General features: G+C 73.9%; 14 protein-coding genes. 5 read left to right on the forward strand and 9 right to left on the reverse strand.

What is annotated here, in order from left to right:
• Positions 1-101 precede the first annotated feature (101 nt).
• The 5 genes from ACH4DX_RS30540 to ACH4DX_RS30560 all read right to left on the reverse strand — a co-directional run bounded on the left by ACH4DX_RS30540 (position 102) and on the right by ACH4DX_RS30560 (position 4,594).
• The gene (locus ACH4DX_RS30540; RefSeq protein ID WP_398157478.1) at positions 102-980 is read right to left on the reverse strand and encodes a biotin-dependent carboxyltransferase family protein; all 879 of its coding nucleotides are present in this window, start codon (positions 978-980) and stop codon (positions 102-104) included.
• Complete coding sequence (locus ACH4DX_RS30545) at positions 977-1,600, reverse strand: allophanate hydrolase subunit 1 (protein WP_398157479.1); 624 nt, start codon at positions 1,598-1,600, stop codon at positions 977-979. Before ACH4DX_RS30545 ends, ACH4DX_RS30540 begins: the two co-directional genes overlap by 4 nt.
• Positions 1,597-2,361 carry a LamB/YcsF family protein gene (locus ACH4DX_RS30550; protein WP_398157480.1) on the reverse strand — a complete coding sequence of 255 codons (765 nt, stop codon included), beginning with the start codon at positions 2,359-2,361 and terminating at the stop codon, positions 1,597-1,599. The genes ACH4DX_RS30545 and ACH4DX_RS30550 overlap by 4 nt, the downstream gene beginning before the upstream one ends.
• A 107-nt stretch (positions 2,362-2,468) precedes the next feature.
• On the reverse strand, positions 2,469-3,236 hold the full coding sequence (locus ACH4DX_RS30555) for a putative hydro-lyase (RefSeq protein ID WP_398157518.1): 768 nt from the start codon (positions 3,234-3,236) through the stop codon (positions 2,469-2,471).
• 56 nt (positions 3,237-3,292) lie between these two features.
• The gene (locus tag ACH4DX_RS30560; RefSeq protein WP_398121864.1) at positions 3,293-4,594 is read right to left on the reverse strand and encodes an MFS transporter; all 1,302 of its coding nucleotides are present in this window, start codon (positions 4,592-4,594) and stop codon (positions 3,293-3,295) included.
• Positions 4,595-4,841: 247 nt separating this feature from the next.
• Here ACH4DX_RS30560 and ACH4DX_RS30565 point away from each other — a divergent pair, with 247 nt between their 5' ends.
• The 5 genes from ACH4DX_RS30565 to ACH4DX_RS30585 all read left to right on the forward strand — a co-directional run bounded on the left by ACH4DX_RS30565 (position 4,842) and on the right by ACH4DX_RS30585 (position 13,422).
• Positions 4,842-5,552, forward strand: coding sequence for a GntR family transcriptional regulator (locus ACH4DX_RS30565; protein WP_398121865.1), 711 nt, complete (start codon positions 4,842-4,844; stop codon positions 5,550-5,552).
• An 86-nt stretch (positions 5,553-5,638) separates the two neighbouring features.
• Positions 5,639-7,165: a hypothetical protein gene (locus ACH4DX_RS30570; protein WP_398157481.1), complete on the forward strand. Its 1,527-nt coding sequence runs from the start codon at positions 5,639-5,641 to the stop codon at positions 7,163-7,165.
• Complete coding sequence (locus tag ACH4DX_RS30575) at positions 7,165-7,503, forward strand: hypothetical protein (RefSeq protein WP_398157482.1); 339 nt, start codon at positions 7,165-7,167, stop codon at positions 7,501-7,503. Before ACH4DX_RS30570 ends, ACH4DX_RS30575 begins: the two co-directional genes overlap by 1 nt.
• Entirely contained in the window at positions 7,500-8,411 is a 912-nt protein-coding gene (locus ACH4DX_RS30580; RefSeq protein ID WP_398121868.1) for a hypothetical protein, read from the forward strand. Before ACH4DX_RS30575 ends, ACH4DX_RS30580 begins: the two co-directional genes overlap by 4 nt.
• A gap of 148 nt (positions 8,412-8,559) precedes the next feature.
• Positions 8,560-13,422, forward strand: a complete 4,863-nt coding sequence (locus tag ACH4DX_RS30585; protein WP_398157483.1) for a hypothetical protein — start codon at positions 8,560-8,562, stop codon at positions 13,420-13,422.
• A gap of 52 nt (positions 13,423-13,474) precedes the next feature.
• Here the strand turns inward: ACH4DX_RS30585 and ACH4DX_RS30590 are convergent, their stop codons facing one another.
• From ACH4DX_RS30590 to ACH4DX_RS30605, 4 genes are all read right to left on the reverse strand, one after another.
• The gene (locus tag ACH4DX_RS30590; protein ID WP_398157484.1) at positions 13,475-14,593 is read right to left on the reverse strand and encodes an aromatic ring-hydroxylating dioxygenase subunit alpha; all 1,119 of its coding nucleotides are present in this window, start codon (positions 14,591-14,593) and stop codon (positions 13,475-13,477) included.
• Positions 14,590-15,792, reverse strand: a complete 1,203-nt coding sequence (solA, locus tag ACH4DX_RS30595; protein ID WP_398157485.1) for an N-methyl-L-tryptophan oxidase — start codon at positions 15,790-15,792, stop codon at positions 14,590-14,592. The genes ACH4DX_RS30590 and solA overlap by 4 nt, the downstream gene beginning before the upstream one ends.
• A gap of 115 nt (positions 15,793-15,907) precedes the next feature.
• Positions 15,908-18,397 carry an FAD-dependent oxidoreductase gene (locus ACH4DX_RS30600; protein WP_398157486.1) on the reverse strand — a complete coding sequence of 830 codons (2,490 nt, stop codon included), beginning with the start codon at positions 18,395-18,397 and terminating at the stop codon, positions 15,908-15,910.
• The gene (locus ACH4DX_RS30605) at positions 18,394-19,479 is read right to left on the reverse strand and encodes an S-(hydroxymethyl)mycothiol dehydrogenase (protein ID WP_398157487.1); all 1,086 of its coding nucleotides are present in this window, start codon (positions 19,477-19,479) and stop codon (positions 18,394-18,396) included. Before ACH4DX_RS30605 ends, ACH4DX_RS30600 begins: the two co-directional genes overlap by 4 nt.
• Positions 19,480-19,986 lie beyond the last annotated feature (507 nt).

The raw sequence follows: 19,986 nt of genomic DNA on the forward strand, positions 1-19,986 counted from the left end.
GTCGGACCGGTCCGACCGGTCGAAACCGTCGGACCGGTCGAACCGATCGAAACGGCCGAACCGGCCGAGCCTTCGAGTTCCGTCCGGAATGTCCCGTCCGGTCACGCCCCCGCCCAGAGCCCCGCCCCCACGAACCGCACCACGGTCCCCGGCACCGCCTGTGCCGCGGTCGTGAGGTCCGCTTCCCCGACGACGCCCACCACCGGGTAGCCGCCCGTGGTCGGGTGGTCGGCCAGGAAGACCACGGGGTGCCCGTCCGGGGGGACCTGGACGGCGCCGAGGACCATGCCCTCGCTGGGCAGTTCACCGGTCGTGGCGCGTTCCAGCGGAGGACCCTCGGTGCGCAGGCCGATGCGGTTGCTGGCGGACGACACGCGGTACGGGCGCGTGAGGAGCGTGCGCAGTGCCGCGGTGGTGAACCAGTCGGCGCGCGGCCCCGGCGTCGTACGGAGGATCAGCTCGCGCGGGGGCCCGGGCTGCGGAACGGTGTCCACGCGCGCGTGGCCGAGGGGTGCGACACCCAGCGGCAGGACCGCGCCGTCCGCGAGCGGCGGCGGACCGAGCCCGGAGAGCAGGTCGGTGGCGCGACTTCCGAGGACCGCCTCGACGGCCACGCCACCGCTGAGGGCGAGGTAACTGCGTACTCCGTAGACGGCGGGCCCCACCTCCAGGAGCGCGCCCGCGGGTACCCGCACGGCCGTGCCCCAGGCCGCCGCGCACCCGTCCACCGTCACCGCGCAGGGCGCCCCGCCCACGGCGACGGTGACCGCGCAACGGGGGCGCAGCGCACAGCCGTCGAGGGTGGTCTCCAGGGCCGCGGCGCCGGGCGGATTGCCGACGAGGCGGTTCACCAGTGCGGCGGCGGGACGGTCGAGGGCGCCCGAGCGCGGCACCCCGAGGTGGGCGTGTCCTGGCCGCCCTCCGTCCTGCACGGTGGTCAGCGCACCGGCACGTACGACCGCGAAGGCCCGGTCGGTCATCGGGCCTCCGGGACGAAGCGGACCCGTGTGCCCGGCGTGAGCAGCGCGGCCGGTACGCGCGCGTGGTCCCACAGCACGGCCTCCGTGGTGCCGATCAGCTGCCAGCCGCCGGGCGAGGCGCGCGGGTACACGCCGGTGTAGGGCCCGGCGAGGCCGACGGAGCCCGCGGGCACCGCCGTACGCGGAGTCGCCCGGCGCGGCACCTCCGGCACGCCTGCGAGGCCGGTCAGATAGCCGAACCCCGGGGCGAACCCGCAGAAGGCGACGCGGAACTCGGCCGCCGAGTGGATCCGGGCCACCTCCGGCACCGGCACACCCCACAGCGCCGCCACATCGGCCAGGTCGGGGCCGTCGTAGCGCACGGGGAGCGCCAGGACGTCCTCCGCGCGCGCGGTCAGCGGCGGGATCTCCCAGGAGGGCAGGCGGGCGGCCAGCCGACGCACCTCGTCGTGGCCGGGGAGGCCGTCGAGGAGCACCGTGCGCGCGGCGGGCACGATCTCGCGCACCTGGAGGTCCCCCGCGGCGCGGCGCCGCAGCAGCTCGGCGTGCAGGGCCGCCGCGGCGGTGCCGTCGGCCACCTCGACGAGCAGAGCCCGCTCACCCATGGGCAGGACCCTCACGCGAAGGCCTCCACCCGTACGCCCGCCGCCTCCAGGCCCGACCGGACCTGGCGGGCGAGTTCCACCGCCCCCGGCGTGTCGCCGTGCAGGCACAGCGAACGCGCCCGGACGGAGATCCGCCGCCCGCTGTGCGCGAGGACCGTGCCGGATGTCGCGAGCCCGAGGGACCGTTCGACGACCGTGTCCGCCGCCGTGACCACGGCGCCTTCGGTGCCGCGCGGCACCAGCGTTCCCCCGTCGGTGTACGCCCGGTCCGCGAACGCCTCCGTCACCACCGGGAGCCCGGCCTCGGCCGCTGCCTCCAGGAGCCGCGACCCGGGCAGCCCGAGCACGGGCAGCCCCGCCCCGGCGAGCCGCACCCCCTCCACGACGGCGGCCGCCTGCTCCCCGTCGTGGACCACGCGGTTGTACAGCGCGCCGTGCGGCTTCACGTACGCCACCGCCGCGCCGGCCGCCCGCGCGAACACCTCCAGGGCACCGATCTGGTAGGCCACCTCGGCGGCGAGTTCGGCGGCCGGCACGTCCATCGCGCGCCGGCCGAAGCCCGCCAGGTCGCGGTACGAGACCTGGGCGCCGATCCGTACCCCGCGCTCCGCCGCCTGCGCGCACACGCGCCGCATCGTCGCCGCGTCGCCCGCGTGGAAGCCGCAGGCCACATTGGCGCTGGTGACGACGGAGAGCAGCTCCTCGTCGTCGGTGAGCCGCCAGCGCCCGAAGCCCTCGCCCAGGTCGGCGTTGAGGTCGATCGAGGCCCAGGTCATGAACGTATCGCTCCTGTGGATGGGGTGCTCCATGGGGTTCCATGGGGTTCTCCATGAATTGTCCGCCGCCGGTCCGGGCGACGCGGTGCTGCTGCTCGCCGCCCGGTTCAGGCGACGCGGTACTGCTCGTCGCGGGCGTCGGTGAGGAACATCTGGCCCGGCGCGTGCGTGATCGCGAACGGTGGCCGCGACGCCATGACGGCCGCCTGCGGAGTCACCCCGCACGCCCAGAACACCGGGATGTCGCCGGGCTCGGCGGTCACCGGATCGCCGAAGTCCGGCTCCGCCAGGTCGGCGATGCCGAGGCCCGCCGGGTCGCCGCAGTGGACCGGGGCGCCGTGCACCGCGGGCAGCAGCGAGGTCTCCCGGATCGCCGCGGCGAGGTCCCCGGGCGGCACCGGGCGCATGGACACCACCATGGGCCCGCTGAGGCGCCCGGCGGCCCGGCACTGGCGGTCGGTGACGTACATGGCGACGTTGCGGCCCTGCTCGACGTGGCGCAGCGGCACACCGGCCGCCGAGAGGGCCCACTCGAAGGTGAAGCTGCAACCGATGAGGAACGACACCAGGTCCTCGCGCCAGTGCGCGAGGACGTCGGTCGGCTCGTCGGCGAGCTCACCGTCCGCCCACACGCGGTAGCGCGGCAGATCCGTGCGCAGATCGGCGTCCGGAGCCAGCGGCGTCGTCCAGGAACCCGCGTCGGTGACGTCGAGGACCGGGCACGGCTTCGGGTTGCGCTGGCAGAACAGGAGCATGTCGTACGCCCAGTCGGCGGGGACGGACACCAGGTTCGCCTGGGTGTGCCCCGGCGCCCAGCCGGTGGTCGGGCCGCTGCGGCCCGCGCGGAAGGCGGCGCGCGCCTCCCGCGGGCCCAGCGACGCGCGGGCGTCACGGGGGCTTCCGGTGCCTCCGTCGTACGTGGTCCCGGCGCTCACAGCAGTTCCCTCCCGCGTGTCTCGGGCAGCCCGAACAGGGCGATCACGGCCAGTGCGTAGCCGAACGCGCCGAAGATCAGGGCACCGCCCACGCCCCAGCTGTCCGCGAGGAAGCCTACGGTCGTCGGGAAGACGGCGCCCACCGCGCGGCCGGTGTTGTACGTGAAGCCCTGCCCGGTGCCGCGCACGGCGGCCGGGTACAGCTCGCTCAGGAAGGAACCGAAGCCGCTGAAGATCGCCGACATGCAGAAGCCCAACGGGAAACCGAGCACCAGGAGGAGGCCGTTGGCGCCGTCCGGGATGTTGGTGTAGGCGGCGATGCACGCGGCGGACAGGAAGGCGAAGAGGGTGATGTTGCGCTTCCGCCCCAGCTTGTCCGTCAGATAGCCGCCCGTCAGATAGCCGAGGAAGGCACCGGTGATGAGGAACGTCAGGTAGCCGCCGGTGCCGACCACGGTCAGCCCGCGGTCCTCCTTGAGGTAGGTGGGTACCCAGGTGGCCAGCGTGTAGTAGCCGCCCTGGACGCCGGTCGAGAGGAGCACCGCGAAGAGGGTCGTGCGCAGCAGGTCCGGCTTGAAGATGGCCGTGAACGAGCCCTTCTCCGTGCTGCGTTCCCGCTCGGCGGCTGCCTCCGGGGCGTCGTGCACGTGGCGGCGTACGTAGATGACGAGCAGCGCGGGCAGTGCACCGGTGAAGAACATCACGCGCCAGGCGATGTCGTCGTCCATGAACTGGAACACCAGGGTGTAGACGACCACCGCGAGGCCCCAGCCCACGGCCCAGGAGCTCTGGATCGCACCGAGCGTACGGCCGCGGTTCTTGGCGGTCGCGTACTCGGCGACCAGGATCGCGCCGACCGCCCACTCGCCGCCGAAACCGAGGCCCTGGAGGGCGCGGAAGACGAGCAGCGTCTCGTAGTTGGGCGCGAAGCCGCAGGCGACGGTGAACACCGCGTACGTGATCACGGTGATCATCAGGGCCTTGACCCGGCCGATCCGGTCCGCCACGACGCCCGCGACGGCGCCGCCCACCGCCGAGACCACCAGGGTGACGGTCGTGAAGAGGCCGGTCTGGCCGCTGTTCAGGCCGAAGTAGGCGGACAGCGCGACCATGCTGAGCGGCAGCGTGAAGTAGTCGTAGGAGTCGAGGGCGTACCCGCCGAAGGCGCCCGCGAAGGCCCGGCGGCCGCGCGGCCCGAGCGCCCGCAGCCAGCCGAACGCGCCGTCGTCGTCGGGGGGCCGGTCACCGTGCGGCTGGTCGTCCGCCTCGACGGCGGAGGGCGGTGGGGTCGTACTCATGGGCACCTCACAGAGGAGTCGGCGGTGCTGGAGGGTGCTTGCGGGATCTGAGCACAGGGCGGGCCCCGGTGGGGGAGTGGGCGACGCCTGCCGGACAACGTAGAGGATCGTTCAACGATCCCTCAATACCCATGTTGTCTCGTTCTTGTATCTGCGATTGAATCCGGGCATGGCTGAGGGCCCGGGCCCGGCTGGGGGCTCGGGTTCGGCTCAGGGCCTGGCTTGGTTGAGGGGATGACTGCTGACCATGGCTGAACTGAACGGTCTCGCCGACGATCGCGCGCTGCTCGGGCGCACGAGCACCGCGGAACGCGTCGCGGACATCCTCCGGAGCCGCATCGCGGAGGGGTACTTCCCGCCCGGCACCCGTCTTTCGGAGGACAGCATCGGCGGTGCGCTCGGGGTCTCCCGCAACACCCTGCGCGAAGCGTTCCGGCTGCTCACCCATGAGCGGCTGCTCGTCCACGAACTCAACCGCGGCGTCTTCGTGCGGGTCCTGAGCGTCGACGACGTCGAGGACATCTACCGCACCCGGCGCCTCGTCGAGTGCGCCGTGGTGCACGGCCTCGGACGCCCGCCGTACGCCGTGGACGGGCTCGCAGCCGCGGTCGCCGAGGGCAGGGCCGCCGCGAGCAGACAGGACTGGAAGGGCGTCTCCACGGCCAACATCCACTTCCACCGGGAACTCGTCGCACTCGCCGGCAGCGCCCGCACCGACGAGCTGATGCGCAGCGTCTTCGCCGAACTGCGGCTCGCCTTCCACGTGGTGGACGACCCGCGCCTCCTCCACGAGCCCTATCTCGTACGCAACCAGGAGATCCTTCAGGCCCTGCGGTCCGGCCTCGGTCCGAAGGCGGAACGGCTGCTCGCCGTGTACCTGGACGACTCGCTCAAGGGGCTTGTCGACACGTATGCGGGTCGGGTGGCGGGGAGCGGTAGCGGCGGCGGGGCGGGCTGAGGCACAGGCGCCGCGGGAGCGTCGGGGCGGGCGGGGCATCTGCGTCGTTTCGACCGTTGTCAGACCGAGGACCTAGTCTGTGCACCGTGACTTCGCCTGCCGTACCGGACCCCGTTCCGTCCCAGCTCAGCGCGGGGCCGCGGCCCGCTCCGGGCCCGGCCGCCGACGAGGGCCTGGCGCGGCGCCTGCGCGCGCTCGCGTGCACGGCCCCACTGCACGACCTCGACGCCCGCAAGGTGAACCTGGCGGGGGAGTATGCGGTGTACGCGATGGCGGAGGTCGCCCTGTCCGCCATCGACCTCGTCACGCTGAACATGGACTTCGACACGGGCGCCGACCACGAGCAGATCGTGGCGAGGCTCCTGCCGCGCGTCGCCGCCCAGGCCCCGCGGCGCCCGGCCACCGAGCACGAGCGCGTCGCCCGCTGGGTCCTGGAGAACCTGATCAACGTGGGCAGTGTCGACCGCGGCTTCCGCGCGGTGTACGGCACATTCGGCGCGGACGGCACCTACGTACGGCGTGACTACGACTTCAAGCTGATCGAAGAAGTGCCGGGCTACGGCGGCGGAGTGTGTCTGCGCACCACCGACGAGGCGGTGAACGTCCTCGTGGGCGCCCTCGACACGGACGTCACGAGCGCCCAGATCGCCGCCGAGGTCAAACTGGAGGTCCTGATCAGCCGGGGCCGCCTCGCCGACGCCCAGCTCGCAGCCGAGCAGGCGCGGTACCGCACGGTGCAGTATTCGGAGACGCTCCGCAAGGCCCTGGACGCCACCCGGCGCAACGTCCGCGCGGTGGACTGGCTCAAGGCCGTCCCCGACATGATCGCCGAGGCCCTCGACCACGTGGCCGACCGCTATCGCCACGAGAACGCGATCCTGACCAACATCCGCAAGGCGCGCGACGAGTCCGAGGACCCCGAGCAGAAGCGCCGCGCCGCCGAGCTCGTCGACATCGTCAAGGACTGCATCCGCCGCCACACCCAGTTGCAGTCCCGGCTCCTCGAAGCGGGCCCGCTGTTCCGCGCGGAGCAGGACCGGCAGGCCTTCGCGACCCCCACCGCCCGCGCGGGGCTCGATCTGTACGGCCAGCTGGTCGCGCCCCTCCTGCCGCTGCCCGCCGAGCAGGCGACCCGGGTGACGGACGCCTTCTTCGCCCGCGGGACGGGCCTGCGCACACCGGTCTCGGTGCGGGTCGCCGACCTCGTGGACATACTGCTCACGCCCCCGCAGGAGCGCGAGCACCTGGGCGCGGAGATGCCCGAGCCCGACCTCGTCGCCACCCCCGACGACAGCCGCTTCAGCGAGGAGCAGCTGGCGAGCGCCATGGAACTGCTCGCGCTGCCGCCGGACGCGCCGCGGCGGCTCTCCGGGCTGCTCGCCGACGCCCGCCGCCGCGACCCCGAACTGCCGTATCTGGTGGCCCTCCTGGCCGTCCACGCCGCGAGCCCGCCGGTGGGCACGGCCTACCGCCAGGGCGAGCAGCGACTGCTGTTCGCGGTGGACGACGGCACCGAACTGGACGACCAGGAGTTCGGCGGTGCCGACCTCATCGTCGGGACGGCGCTCCTGGACGCCGCGGGGATGGCGGCCGACCGGACGGAGGCGGCGTGATGCCCGCGCCGCCCGCGTCCCGTGCCGCCCGCCCCGTCGTACGACGTGCGGGACGCCTCCCACGGCAGCAGCGCGTACGGCGGCCCCTCGTACGGCGGCACCCCGTAGGGGACCACCCCGTACGGAAGTACCTCGCACAGCAGCGCCCCGTACGGGAGCACCCCGTACGGGAGCACCCCGTACGGGAGCACCCCGTACGGGAGCACCCCGTACGGGAGCACCCCGTACGGGAGCACCCCGTACGGAAGCACCTCGCACAGCAGCACCCCGCATGGAAGTACCCCGTACAGCAGCACCCCGTACGACACCCTGACCGCATCAAGGAGTCCCAGCCGTGACCGATCACCCCGCAGAGCACGCCGCGTGGGGCGAGCCGGACGTCACCGCGGCACCGGGGGCAGCGCCCACCGGAGCCACCGCCCCCGCCGTCACCCCCGCGGACGCCGCCGACGCGGCCCGCCTGGTCGCGTTCGGGCTCCAGCCCAAGCTCCAGCCCGCGCGCGATCAGGAGTACGGCGAACTTCTGCGCAGGTACCGCGAGGACCCGCCCTTCGCCCGGCTCGCCGACGCCGTCGCCACCGGGCTCGGGCTCGTCGTCCTGGAGGTGTCCCCCCGCGCGGGCATGGCGGTGACCGCCGACGAGGACTCCGTGTTCGCCGTCCGCATGGGCGACTACGCCCGCCGCGCCGCCGCCGACTCCACCGACCGCTTCCTGCACGGCCTCGCCCACCTCGCCGTCGCCGCCATGGCCTTCCCGCGCCCGGAGGACCTCGCCGACGACGGCTACATCGGCCGCGTCACGGTCAACGGCGTCGACGCCTTCGTACGGCAGGCCTGCCGCCGCCTGGAGGAGCGCGCCGAGGAGCAGGGCGAGAACACCGACCCCGCGACGGACGCGCCGGGGCTCGAGTCGGCCTGGCGGATCTGGTCCCGCCGCAGCTCCACGGGGGCCACCAAGGACGCGCGCAGGCTCGCCGGTTCGACCACGGGCATCGTCGGCAAGGCCGCCGCCTTCCTCACCGACTCCGGCTTCCTCCAGCGCACCGGCGACGACTCCGGAGGCACCTACCGCACCACGGCGAGATACCAGCTCCAGGTCCGCGACATGGCGGGCACCGCCGCCATGGCCGAACTCCTCGAACTCGGCGTCGTCCCCGTCACCGACGGCTCCGCGACCCTGCTGCCACCCGACGACACCGACGACCTGGAGCTGGCCGCCGACGCGGGACTGCCGTTCCACTCCTGACGCACCTGACGCACCTGATACGCCTGGCACGCCTGACCACCCGGCACGCACCGCCGAGTGAGCAGCACCCCGCACCACCCCCGCACCACCCCCGCACCACCCCTGAGTCCCCCTAAGTCCGCACGACTTACGACGAGAGTCCGCCGCCATGTACGAGCTGTCCCGGGTCCGCCTCTACTCCATCGGCCCTGCCGGTGCGCGCTACGCCGACACCGTGCTGGACCTGCGCGGTGTCGGTGACGTGGTGCCCGACCCCGCGCCCGCGCAGGCGGAGTTCTTCGAGGAGGAGCCCGTGGGGCCGCCCCGCCGCCCGGCGCCCGCGGGCGTGCTCTTCCTGGAGAACGGCGGCGGCAAGTCCGTCCTGCTCAAGCTGATCTTCTCCGTGATGCTGCCCGGCCACCGGAACACGCTGGGCGGCGCCAGCTCCGGCGTGCTGCGCAAGTTCCTCCTGGCCGACGACTGCGGACACGTCGCCCTGGAGTGGCAGCACACGCTGACGGGCGAGTGCGTCGTCGTCGGCAAGGTGAGCGAGTGGCGCGGACGGCAGGTCTCCAACGACCCGCGCAAGTTCGCGGAGGCCTGGTACTCCTTCCGGCCGGGCCCCGGCCTGAGCCTGGACTCGCTGCCGGTCGCCGAGTCCACCGCGGTGCGGGCACCCGTCGAGGGCGCGTCCGGCGCCCAGGGGAGGCGGCGCACCATGAAGGGCTTCCGGGACGCCCTGACGGACGCCGTGAAGGCGTACCCGCACCTCGAAGTGCACTGGGAGGAGATCCACGACCGCTGGAACGAACACCTCGGGGACCTGGGACTCGACCCCGAACTGTTCCGCTACCAGCGGGAGATGAACGCCGACGAGGGCGAGGCCGCCGGCCTCTTCGCCGTCAAGAAGGACTCCGACTTCACCGACCTGCTGCTGCGCGCGGTCACCGACACGCGCGACACGGACGGCCTCGCCGACCTCGTGCACGGCTTCGGCAACAAGCTGGGCCGCCGCGCCGAGCTGATCGCCGAACGCGACTTCACCGCGGGCTCCGTGGACCTGCTCGGCCGCATCGTCGACGCAGCCGACACCCGGGCACGCGCGCGTGACGTGCACGCGGGCGCCGAGCGCCGCACCCGCAGCCTGGCCCGCCGTCTCTCCGCCCGCGCCGTCGAGGAGCGGGGCCGCGCCGCCGAACTGGCCGAACAGGTCACAACGGCCGCCCACACGGTCACCGCCGCCGAGCAGTCCCGCGGCCGGTCCGCGCTGATCGCCGCCGAACTCGCCTACCGGCACGCCTCCCTGGCGCTCACCGTCGCCGAGAAGGCCGCCGCCGCCCAGCGCAGGGAGCTCGCCGACGCGCGCACCCTGCACTCCGCCTGGCAGGCCGCCGAAGCCGTCCTGCGCCACCGTGCCGCCGCCGACCGCTCCGCGCGCGTGGCCGTCGCGATCCGCGAGGCCGAGCGGGACGCCGCCCCCGCGCTCGCCGCCCGAGCCAAGGCCGCCGCCGACCTCGTCCACGCCCTGCACACCGCGGCCGAGGGCGCCGAGTCCCTGGCCAACGAGGAGGAGGAGCGCTCCGCCGCGCTCCAGGAGTCCGGCGAGAGTGCGCACCGCGACGCCACCGCCGCCGCGACCGAGGCACAGCGCGTCCGCAGCGAGTCCGGGCACCTGCGCCAGCGCCTGGCCGAGGTCGAGCAGGAGACCGACGAAGCCGTCCGCGCGGGCTGGCTCGACGACAGCGCGCCCGACGCCGACCCGGCCCGCGCCGCCCTCGCCGCGAGCGACGCCGAGAAGTCGGCGGTCGCCGCCTGGGACGAGGCGCGGGAGGCCGCCCGCCGCGCCGCCGACCACGCCAAGGAGGCCGCCGGGGTCGAGGCCCGTGCCGAGCTGACGGCAGCCCGCGCGGCGGACGCGGCGACCGCCGCCGAGCAGGCGTACGACGCGGAGCAGCGCACCGCCGAGTCCCTCGCACGCGAGGAGCGGCTCGCCGAACTCCTCGGCCTGCCGGGCGCGTACGGGGCCCGGAGCACGGCGGCCGGTGTGCCGGGGCCCCGCCACGCGGATGCCGGGGCGGAGCGGGGCGGTAGCCCTGCGGGGAGCGGCTTCGCGGGCATCGGCGCGCAGGACTCCGGTACGGCCGCAGGCACTGGCAGTGGCACCGGGACGGCCGGAGGCACCGGGACGGGCGTCGGCGCCGGGCCGCAGGCCGTGCCCGCGTCGGTGGGCCCCGCGGGCGGGCACACCGCGCGCGAAGGCGCCCACCCGGACGGCTCGTACGCCTCGGCCGCCGTAGGCCCGGCGAGCCAGACCCCTCTCACCTCCGCGGAGCTCGACCGCGGCGCCGACGACCTGAAGACGCTCCTCGACGACGGAGTGGCCGCCGCCGAACGGCAGCTGTTCGAGCTGCGGACGGCCGCCGCCGACGACTCCCGCATCCTCGCCGCGCTGGGCGACGGTGGCCTGCTGCCGCCGGGCCCCGACGTCCTCGCCACCGTCGAGTTCCTCGGCGAGCAGGGCATTCCGGCCCTCCCCGGCTGGCGGTACCTGGCGCAGGCCGTCGACCCCGCGGACCACGCGCGCGTGCTCGCGGCCCGTCCCGAGCTCGTCGACGGCGTCGTCATCACCGACCCGGACACGCACGCCCGCGCGCGTGAGGCACTCGCCGGTGCCGCGCTCCTGCCGCGTTCGACCGTGGCCGTGGGCACGGCGGCCGCGCTCCTCGCACCGACACCGGGCGAGGCCTCCGAGGACGGCGCCGTCTTCCTCGTACCGCCGAACCCGGCCATGCACGACGAGCACGCGGCCGACGAGGAGCGCCGGGCCCTGCGCGCCCGCGCCACCAGCCGCGACGACGAGATCCGCGCCCTGGCCCAGCGCCTCGCCAAGGACCGGGAGCTGGCCGCGCGGCTCGCCTCCTGGCGGGCAGGGTGCCCCGCGGGGCGCCTCGCCGAGCTCGCCGACGCCGCGCGCGATGCGCGTGCCTTTGCCGAGGAGGCGGAGGCCGAACTGACCGAGGCTCGCACCGCGCGCGCCGAGGCCGACGAGGCCGCCGCCGACGCCGCCCGCGTACGCGACGAACGCCAGGACGCCGCCCAGCGCGCCCGCCGCGCCGCCGACGCGCTCGCCGGACTCGCCTTCCGTCTGCGCGAGCGCTCCCGCTGGGGGGCGCAACTGCGGGAACTGGCCGACGACGCCGCCGAGTCGGAGGCCCGCGCCCAGACCTGCCTCGACCGGGCCCGCGCCGCGGACGAGGACCGGCGCGCCGCCCAGCGCGCAGCCGACGACGCCCGCCGTACGGCGCGCGCCCTGCGCGCCGAGCGCGCCGAGATCGCGGGCGCCCCCGAAGACGTCGCCCTGGACCAGGAAGGCCCCAAGACGTCGCTGCCCGCACTCCGCGAGGCCTACCGCGCGGCGTCGCAGCTCTACGAGAAGGTCGGTGTCGGCGCCGACCTGCGCGCCGAGCAGGCGCGCGCCGAGAGCGACGAGAGCGCCGCGCTCGCCGAGCTCGACCGGCTCAGCAACAAGGTGCGCACCCGCGCGGCCCAGCTCCTCGAAGGCACCGACGGCGCCGACGGACCCTCACGGCAGGCCGCGGCGGCCCGCGCGGAGGCCCAGGTCCAGCTCATCGAGACGCGGGCCTCCAACGCCAGCGAACAGCTCGGCAGGCTGCGCGGCGAGGCCGAGCGGCTCGCCCCCGAGGACGGCGACGCGCACACCGACCTGCCCGAAGAACTCGTGCCCGTCGACGCCGAGCAGGCCCAGGTGCTGCTGCGTACCGCGACGACCGAACTCGCCGAGCGCACCGAGGCCCTCGGCCGGGCCAAGGAGGCGCACGCCGCGCTCCTGCGCACCCACCGCGTCACGGAGGACGCGGCGGGAGGCTTCGAGGAGACGGCGGCGCTCCTGCGCGACCTGCTGCGCGAGCACCACGACGCCGCCGAGGACGAGAAGCAGCCCGCGTCCTACCCGGGTGCCCTGGAGGAGGCCCGCCGGGCCGCCGCCGAGGCCCGCCGCTCCCTGCGCGGCTGCGCCGCCGACCTGTCCACCGCCGAGTCGGCCGTCCGCGAGGCCTCGGACATCCTCGTCCGGCACGCCAACGCCACCCGGTACGAGCAGGTCCGCACCCCCGCCCGCCAGCAGATCCGCGAACTGCCCGCCTCCGCGCTGCCCGAGCACGCCAAGAAGTGGGCCGACGCCTTCGCACCCCGCCTGCGCGTGCTCACCGACGAGCTCGAACAGCTGGAGCGCAACCGCGACAGCATCGTCGACCGGCTGCGCGGCCTTGTCGAGTCCTCCCTCGCCACGCTCCGCTCCGCGCAGCGGCTCTCCCGGCTGCCCGAGGGCCTCGGCGAGTGGTCGGGCCAGGAGTTCCTGCGCGTCCGCTTCGAGGAGCCGGACCAGGCGACGCTCGCCGAGCGCCTCGGCGAGGTCATCGACGACGCCACCCGCGCGGCCGTCAAGAAGAACTCCGACCTCCGAAGGGACGGCATGTCGTTGCTGCTCAGAAGCGTTCAAGCCGCCCTGGAGCCGCGCGGGGTGGCCGTGGAGATCCTCAAGCCGGACGCGGTGCTGCGCGCCGAGCGGGTGCCGGTGGGGCAGATGGGCGACGTGTTCTCCGGAGGCCAGCTGCTCACCGCGGCCATCGCCCTGTACTGCACGATGGCGGCCCTGCGCTCGAACGACCGCGGCCGCGACAAGCACCGGCACGCCGGCACGCTGTTCCTGGACAACCCCATCGGCCGCGCCAACGCGACGTACCTCCTGGAGCTCCAGCGCGCCGTCTCGGACGCCCTCGGCGTGCAGCTCCTGTACACGACCGGCCTGTTCGACACGACGGCGCTCGCGGAGTTCCCGCTGGTGATCAGGCTCCGCAACGACGCGGACCTGCGCGCGGGCCTGAAGTACATCAGTGTCGAGGAGCACCTGCGGCCGGGCCTGCCGCAGGAGCAGCAGGCGCCGGCCGGGGAGACGGTGCACGGGGAGATCACAGCGACACGGATGTTCAAGAAGCCTGCCGCCGCGGGGTGAAGCGGCGGCTGGCGCGGTCCCTGGGCGGCCGCGCGAGCCGCGACGGGGCCGCTCACGCGGCCAGGTGCCGGACGAGCCAGTCGTGGAAGATCCCGATGTGGTGCTCCGTCGGCACCAGGACCCCGCCGGTGCGGTACGCGCGTGAGCCCATCGCGGGCTGGGTGCGCTCACAGGCCGCGAAGTCCTGCTCGTTGACCCGGTGGAACAGCTCCGCCGACTTCGACACGTCGGCCCCGGCCGCGACGACGTCGGGTGCGTACAGCCAGTCGCACTCGACGACCGTGCGGTCGACCGCCAGCGGGAACATCCGGTGCAGGATCACGTGGTCCGGTACGAGGTTGACGAACACGGCCGGTTTCACGGTGATCGCGTAGTAGCGGCGGTCCTGGTCGTCGGAGACCCCCGGGAGCCGGCCGAAGCCCGCGCTGCCGTCCACCGTGAAGCCGTCGACCTCGTCCCCGAACGCGGCGCCGTGACCCACGTAGTACTGCGCGGCGAAGCCCTCGGCGAACTCCGGGAGCACCTCCGTCAGTTCGGGGTGGATGGTCGCGCAGTGGTAGCACTCCATGAAGTTCTCGACGATCAGCTTCCAGTTGGCCCGCACGTCGTAGCGGACGCGGTGGCCGAGGGCGAGGTCCTCGGTGCGGTAGCGCTCGATGGACGCGGGGTCGCCGAGGCGCTCCACGGCCTCGCCGATCACCGTGTCCTCGAAGGACGGCGGTTCGTCGGCCAGGCACACCCATGCGTAGCCGAGCCACTCCCGCAGCGCGACCTCGACCAGCCCGTACGCGGAGCGGTCGACGTCCGGCATCCGCGTCAGGTTCGGCGCCGCGATCAGGCGGCCGTCCAGGCCGTACGTCCAGGCGTGGTACGGGCACTGGAGGCCGCGCCGGACCGTACCGGCCTCCTCGGTGCACAGCCGGGCGCCCCGGTGGCGGCACACGTTGAGGAAGGCGCGCAGGGCACCGTCCCTGGCGCGGGTGACCAGTACGCTCTCGCGGCCGACCTGGACGGTGCGGTACGCGCCGGGCCCGTCGAGGTCGGCGGCGCGCACGGCGCAGCACCACAGGGCTTCGAAGAGGCGCTCCTGCTCCTGTCCGAAGACGCCGGGGTCGGTGTAGTAGTGGCCGGGCAGCGTCGCGATGAGGCTCGCGGAGACCTCTGTCGTCACGTCCGTACTCCTGGAACGGGCGCCGCGGCGGGCGCGGGGCCGAGCGGGCCGGTGATGCGGGCGGGGTCGAACAGGCCGATGGGGTGCGCGGTGGTGCCGTCGAGCGCCAGATCGGCCACGATCTCACCGACCACCGGTACGAACTTGAAGCCGTGCCCGGAGAACCCGCAGGCCACCGTCACCGACTCCGGGTGCGCGGGATGGCGCGTGATGACGAAGTGCTCGTCGGGGGTCGTTGTGTACATGCAGGTCGCGGCCTTCAGGAGGCGTCCGGGCAGCAGCGGTATGTGCCGCGACATGTGGTCGGCCATCGCCGCGACCTCGTGCGCGTGGACCGTGCGGTCGATGGTCTCCGGAGTGCAGACGTCGCCCTTCCTGAAGAAGGCGACCTTCACACCGAGGTCGGGGCCGTCGATCGAGGGGAAGCCGTAGGCCTGGACGCCTGCCGCGTTCTCCCAGACGTAGATCGGATGGTGCTCCGGCAGGAACGGGCCGACGCCGCCCTTCGGCTGGAACCAGTACATGATCTGCCGCTCGATGGTGAACGGCACCCCGAGGTCCGCGAGCAGCCCCGGCGCCCAGGCTCCCGGGCAGATCACCAACTGTCCCGCCGTGTAGGTGTCGTCGGCGGTGTGCACGCGCACGCCGCCGCCGCACGGCTCCCACCGCGTGAGCGGCTCCTCGAAGTGGAGGTCAGCGCCTTGGCGGGTGGCGCACTGGAGGTGTGCGGCGACCGTGTTCTCGGGGCGGACGAGACCGGCGCGCTCTTCGTAGAGGGCCACTTCGTCGTCGCGCGGTGTGAGCGTCGGGAAGCGGCGGCGGATCTCCCGGGCGTCGAGCATCTCGTGCGGCAGCCCCCAGGTCTCTGCCGAGAGGCGTGCCCCGGAGACCACGCGTCCGTCCGGTCTGCCGACCATGACTCCGCCGCACAGGGTGGCGATGTCGCGGCCGGTGTCCTGTTCGAGCTTTGCGTAGAGTTCGTACGCGCGCAGGAGCAGCGGTACGTAGGCGGGGTCCTCGAAGTACGACTGCCGGGTGACGCGCGAGCCGCCGTGACTGGAGCCGCGCTGGTGCACGGGCCCGAACTTCTCCAGGCCGAGGACGCGGGCCCCGCGCGCGGACAGATGGTGGGCGGCGGCACTGCCCATGCCGCCCAGGCCGATCACGATCACGTCGTAGGTGGGGGTTACGGGGGACACTGTGGCCTCCTCGGGCACGGGACCAGGACCTGATGGGGCAACGGGAGCAGCACTCGATGGGGCGGGGGGCCGGCGCTCGACGGGGCACGGGGTCGGCGCCCGACGAGGCGCGGGGCTAGCACCTGATGCGCGTCATCTGCGGGTCGAAGAGCGGTTCGTCGGCGACGGTCGCTGGCACCTTCTCGCCGAAGTACTCGATGGCGACGCCCGTACCGGCGGCCAGCGGTGGCAGCCAGGCGTACGCGACACAGCGGCCCAGGGTGTAGCCGTACGCGGCGCTGGTCACGTATCCCGCCGGGAATCCGGGGGCTGTGGCGGCGCCGCTCGCGTACACCGGCTCCTTGCCGAGGACGACGGCGGCGGGGTCGTCGAGGAGGAGGGCGGTGAGCTTCCGGGTGGCGGGGCCGCGTCGCGCGAGCGCCTCGCGGCCCACGAAGTCGCCCTTGTCCATGCGCACGGCGAATCCGACGCCCGCCTCGTACGGATCGTGTTCCGCTGTCATGTCCTGGCCCCAGGCGCGATATCCCTTCTCCAGGCGCAGGCTGTTGAAGGCGCTGCGGCCCGCGGCGATCACCCCGAGGTCCCGTCCCGCGTCCCACAGCGTGTCCCACAGCCGAAGCCCCAGGTCGGCACTGGTGTACAGCTCCCATCCGAGCTCGCCCACATAGCTCAGACGCATCGCCGTCACCGGCACATGGCCGAGGTGGGTCCGCCGTGCCTTGAAGTACCCGAACGCCTCGTGGGAGAAGTCGTCGCGGGTCAGCGGCTGGACGAGCGCGCGGGCGAGCGGCCCCCAGACACCGACGCAGCATGTCCCTTGGGTGATCTCCCTGATGTGGACGTCGTCGGGAGCGTGCGACTGTAGCCAGGTGAGATCGGCGGGGGAGTTGGCGCCGATCTGGAAGTGGCCGGGGGCGAGCCGCGCCACGGTCAGGTCGGAGCGGACGCCGCCCGCCTCGTCGAGAAGGAGGGTGTAGGTGACCGAGCCGGGCTTCTTGCGCAGATTGTTGCTGGTCATGCGCTGAAGGAACCCCAGGGCGCCGGGGCCGGTGACCTCGAGGCGGCGCAGGGGCGTCATGTCGTACAGCGCGACCCGCTCCCGGGTGGCCCGCGCCTCGGCGGCGGCGACGGGCGACCAGTGGCGGCCCGACCACTCGTCCCGCGGGGGCACGTCCAGGCCGGTGGTGAGCGCGGCGTTGGCCTCGTACCAGTGGGGCCGTTCCCAGCCGCCGCTCTCCAGGAACACCGCGCCCAGCTCGCGCTGGCGGGCGTAGAAGGGGCTGACGCGCAGCGGACGCGGCTCGGCGACGGGCTGCAACGGATGAATGACGTCGTACACCTCGACGAACTGCCTCACCCCGCGTTCGGCGATGTACGCGGGGGAGCGCTGGGCGTCCTCGAAGCGGGTGGGGTCGCAGTCGTGGACGTCGGTGGTGGGCCTGCCGTCGACCATCCACTCGGCGACCGCCTTGGCCACACCCGCGGAGTGCGTGACCCAGACGGCCTCGGCGAGCCAGAAGCCGCGCAGCGCGGGGGTTTCACCGAGCAGCGGCATGCCGTCGGGGGTGAAGGAGAAGACGCCGTTGAAGCCCTCCTCGACGGCGGACTCCTTGAGGGCGGGCAGCAGTCCGCAGCAGTCCTGCCAGCTGGGCGCGAAGTCCTCCTCGGTGAACGGACAGGAGGACGGCATGGCAAGGCCCTCGGCGACGGCCTCGTCGTACGAGGGCACGGTGAACGGGTCGACGGGAAGGGGACGGTGGGCGTAGGAGCCGATACCGACGCGGTCGGTGTGCTCGCGGAAGTACAGGTCGCGGTCCTGGAAGCGGAGGACGGGCCGGGACGCCTCGGTGCGCGGGTCGTTCGCCCCGGCGAGCTCGGGCAGCGGCCGGGTCAGCGCGTACTGGTGGGCGAGGGGTTGCAGCGGTACGTCGACGCCCGCCATGCGCCCGATCACAGGCCCCCAGAAGCCCGCCGCCGACACGACGTGGTCGGCGGGGAAGGTTCCGCGGTCGGTGACGACTCCGGTGACGCGGTCCTCGGCGCGCTCGATGCCGGTGACCGTGTGCCGGTCGAGGAACCGGGCGCCGCGACGGGTGGCCCGGTCGAGCTGGGCACGGCAGGCGAGCACGGCCCGGGCCAGACCGTCGTCGGGGGTGTACAGACCGCCGAGGACCTGACCGGAGTCGAGCAGGGGCCACAGCTCCTTGCAACGCACGGCGTCGACGAGTTCGGCCCGGACGCCCCAGGACGCGGCGAGCCCCGCCCTGCGGTGCAGGTCGGCCCAGCGTTCCTGGGTGGTGGCGAGTTCCAGGCCGCCGACCGGGTGGAAGCACGGCAGCCCGTCCACGGACAGGGAAGCGAATTTCCGCACGGTGTAGGCAGCGAACTCACTGAGCGTCCTCGACGGACCGGTCTGGAAGACGAGCCCCGGAGCGTGGGAGGTGGAGCCGCCCGGTGCGGGCAGCGGGCCCTGTTCGAGGACGGTGACATCGGTCCAGCCGCGGGCGGTCAGTTCGTCGGCGAGGGAACACCCGACGATGCCCGCCCCGACGATGACGACGCGAGGGGAGGTTCCGGCCGTGGCGGCGGGCAGGTGGCCGGTCACAGGACCACCACCGATCGCAGCACTTCGCCGCGGCGCATCCGGGCGAACGCCTCCTCGACGTCGGCGAGCGCGATCTTCTCGGTCACGAAGGCACCGAGGTCGAGCCTGCGGCTGAGGTACTGGTCGACCAGGAGCGGAAAGTCCCGGGTCGGCAGGCAGTCGCCGTACCAGGACGACTTGAGGGCGCCGCCGCGCGAGAACAGGTCGAGCAACGGGAGTTCGACGGACATCGCCGGGTCGGGCACACCGACCTGGACGAGCACACCGGCGTGGTCGCGCATGTAGAAGGCCTGCTTGTAGGTCTCCGGTACGCCGACCGCGTCGATGGCGACGTCGACGCCGAAGCCCCCGGTGAGGCCGCGGACCGCCGCGACGGGTTCGGTGCCACGGGAGTTGACCGTGTGGGTCGCCCCGAACCGGGTCGCGCCGTCGAGTTTCGCGTCGTCGATGTCGACGGCGATCACGCGCCGCGCCCCGGCGTGCGAGGCCCCGGCGATCGCGGCACAGCCGACGCCGCCGCAGCCGATGACGGCGACCGTGTCACCGCGGCCCACGTCTCCGGTGTTCACGGCCGCCCCGTACCCGGCCATGACGCCGCAGCCGATCAGACCCGCCGCTTCCGGGCGGGCCGCCGGATCGACCTTCACGGCCTGCCCCGCGGCGACGAGCGTCTTCTCCGCGAACGCGCCGATCCCGAGGGCGGTGCTGAGCGGAGTGCCGTCGACAAGCGTCATGGGCTGTGCCGCGTTGCGGGAGTCGAAGCAGTACCAGGGCCGGCCGCGAAGACAGGAGCGGCACGTGCCGCAGGGTGCGCGCCAGGCGATGACCACGTAGTCGCCGGGCCGCAGCCCGCCGGCGTCGGGGCCGACCGCCTCGACGGTACCGGCGGCCTCGTGTCCGAGCAGGAACGGGAAGTCGTCGGAGACCGCGCCCTCCCGGTAGTGCAGATCGGTGTGGCAGACCCCGCAGGCCCCCACGGAGACAAGTGCCTCTCCCGGTCCGGGATCCGGCACGACGATCGTCTGCACCTCGACGGGTGCGCCCTTCTTCGCGGCGACGACGCCACGGACCTCGTGTGGCACGGCAAGGCTCCTCGACTTTGGGCCGTCTGTTGCGTAATCCACGGTCTGTTGCGCTATGAGAGACATCGTGGAAGTCGCATCAACGAGCCGTCAAGGGGCCGGAGTGGACACCGGCAAAACGCTCCGGAAGTCGCGAAAGGGCCTGGCAACCGGCGAGCGCGGAGGTGGGAGCGGGGGGTTCCGCGCTGGATCTCGGGGTGGGCCCGGCTCCGGAGCCCCGGGGCGCACCCCGGCTCCGGAGACCCGAGGCGAGTCCGGTCCCCGGCTCCGCTGGTGGACGCGGTCCCGGACCCGAGGCGTGACGCGTGGGGCGTGGCGCTGAGGCGTGGGGACAGGGGTGGGGGAACGGGGAGCGTGGATGGGGCGGCGCGGACGGGGCGTGGGGGAGCGTGGACGGCGCGGACGGGAGATGGGGGATGGGGGATGGGGGATGGAGGAGCGTGGACGACGCGGCACGGACGGGGGACGGGGGACGGGGGACGGGGGACGGGGGAGCGTGGACGGGGG

It is taken from the genome of Streptomyces sp. NPDC017940 (assembly GCF_044328435.1).
GTDB lineage: Bacteria > Actinomycetota > Actinomycetes > Streptomycetales > Streptomycetaceae > Streptomyces.

Excerpts from the sequence above, each read along its gene's own strand:
- ACH4DX_RS30540 (WP_398157478.1), bottom strand. The coding sequence starts at position 980 with ATGACCGACCGGGCCTTCGCGGTCGTACGTGCCGGTGCGCTGACCACC.
- ACH4DX_RS30550 (WP_398157480.1), bottom strand. The coding sequence starts at position 2,361 with ATGACCTGGGCCTCGATCGACCTCAACGCCGACCTGGGCGAGGGCTTC.
- ACH4DX_RS30560 (WP_398121864.1), bottom strand. The coding sequence starts at position 4,594 with ATGAGTACGACCCCACCGCCCTCCGCCGTCGAGGCGGACGACCAGCCG.
- ACH4DX_RS30565 (WP_398121865.1), top strand. The coding sequence starts at position 4,842 with ATGGCTGAACTGAACGGTCTCGCCGACGATCGCGCGCTGCTCGGGCGC.
- ACH4DX_RS30575 (WP_398157482.1), top strand. The coding sequence starts at position 7,165 with ATGCCCGCGCCGCCCGCGTCCCGTGCCGCCCGCCCCGTCGTACGACGT.
- ACH4DX_RS30585 (WP_398157483.1), top strand. The coding sequence starts at position 8,560 with ATGTACGAGCTGTCCCGGGTCCGCCTCTACTCCATCGGCCCTGCCGGT.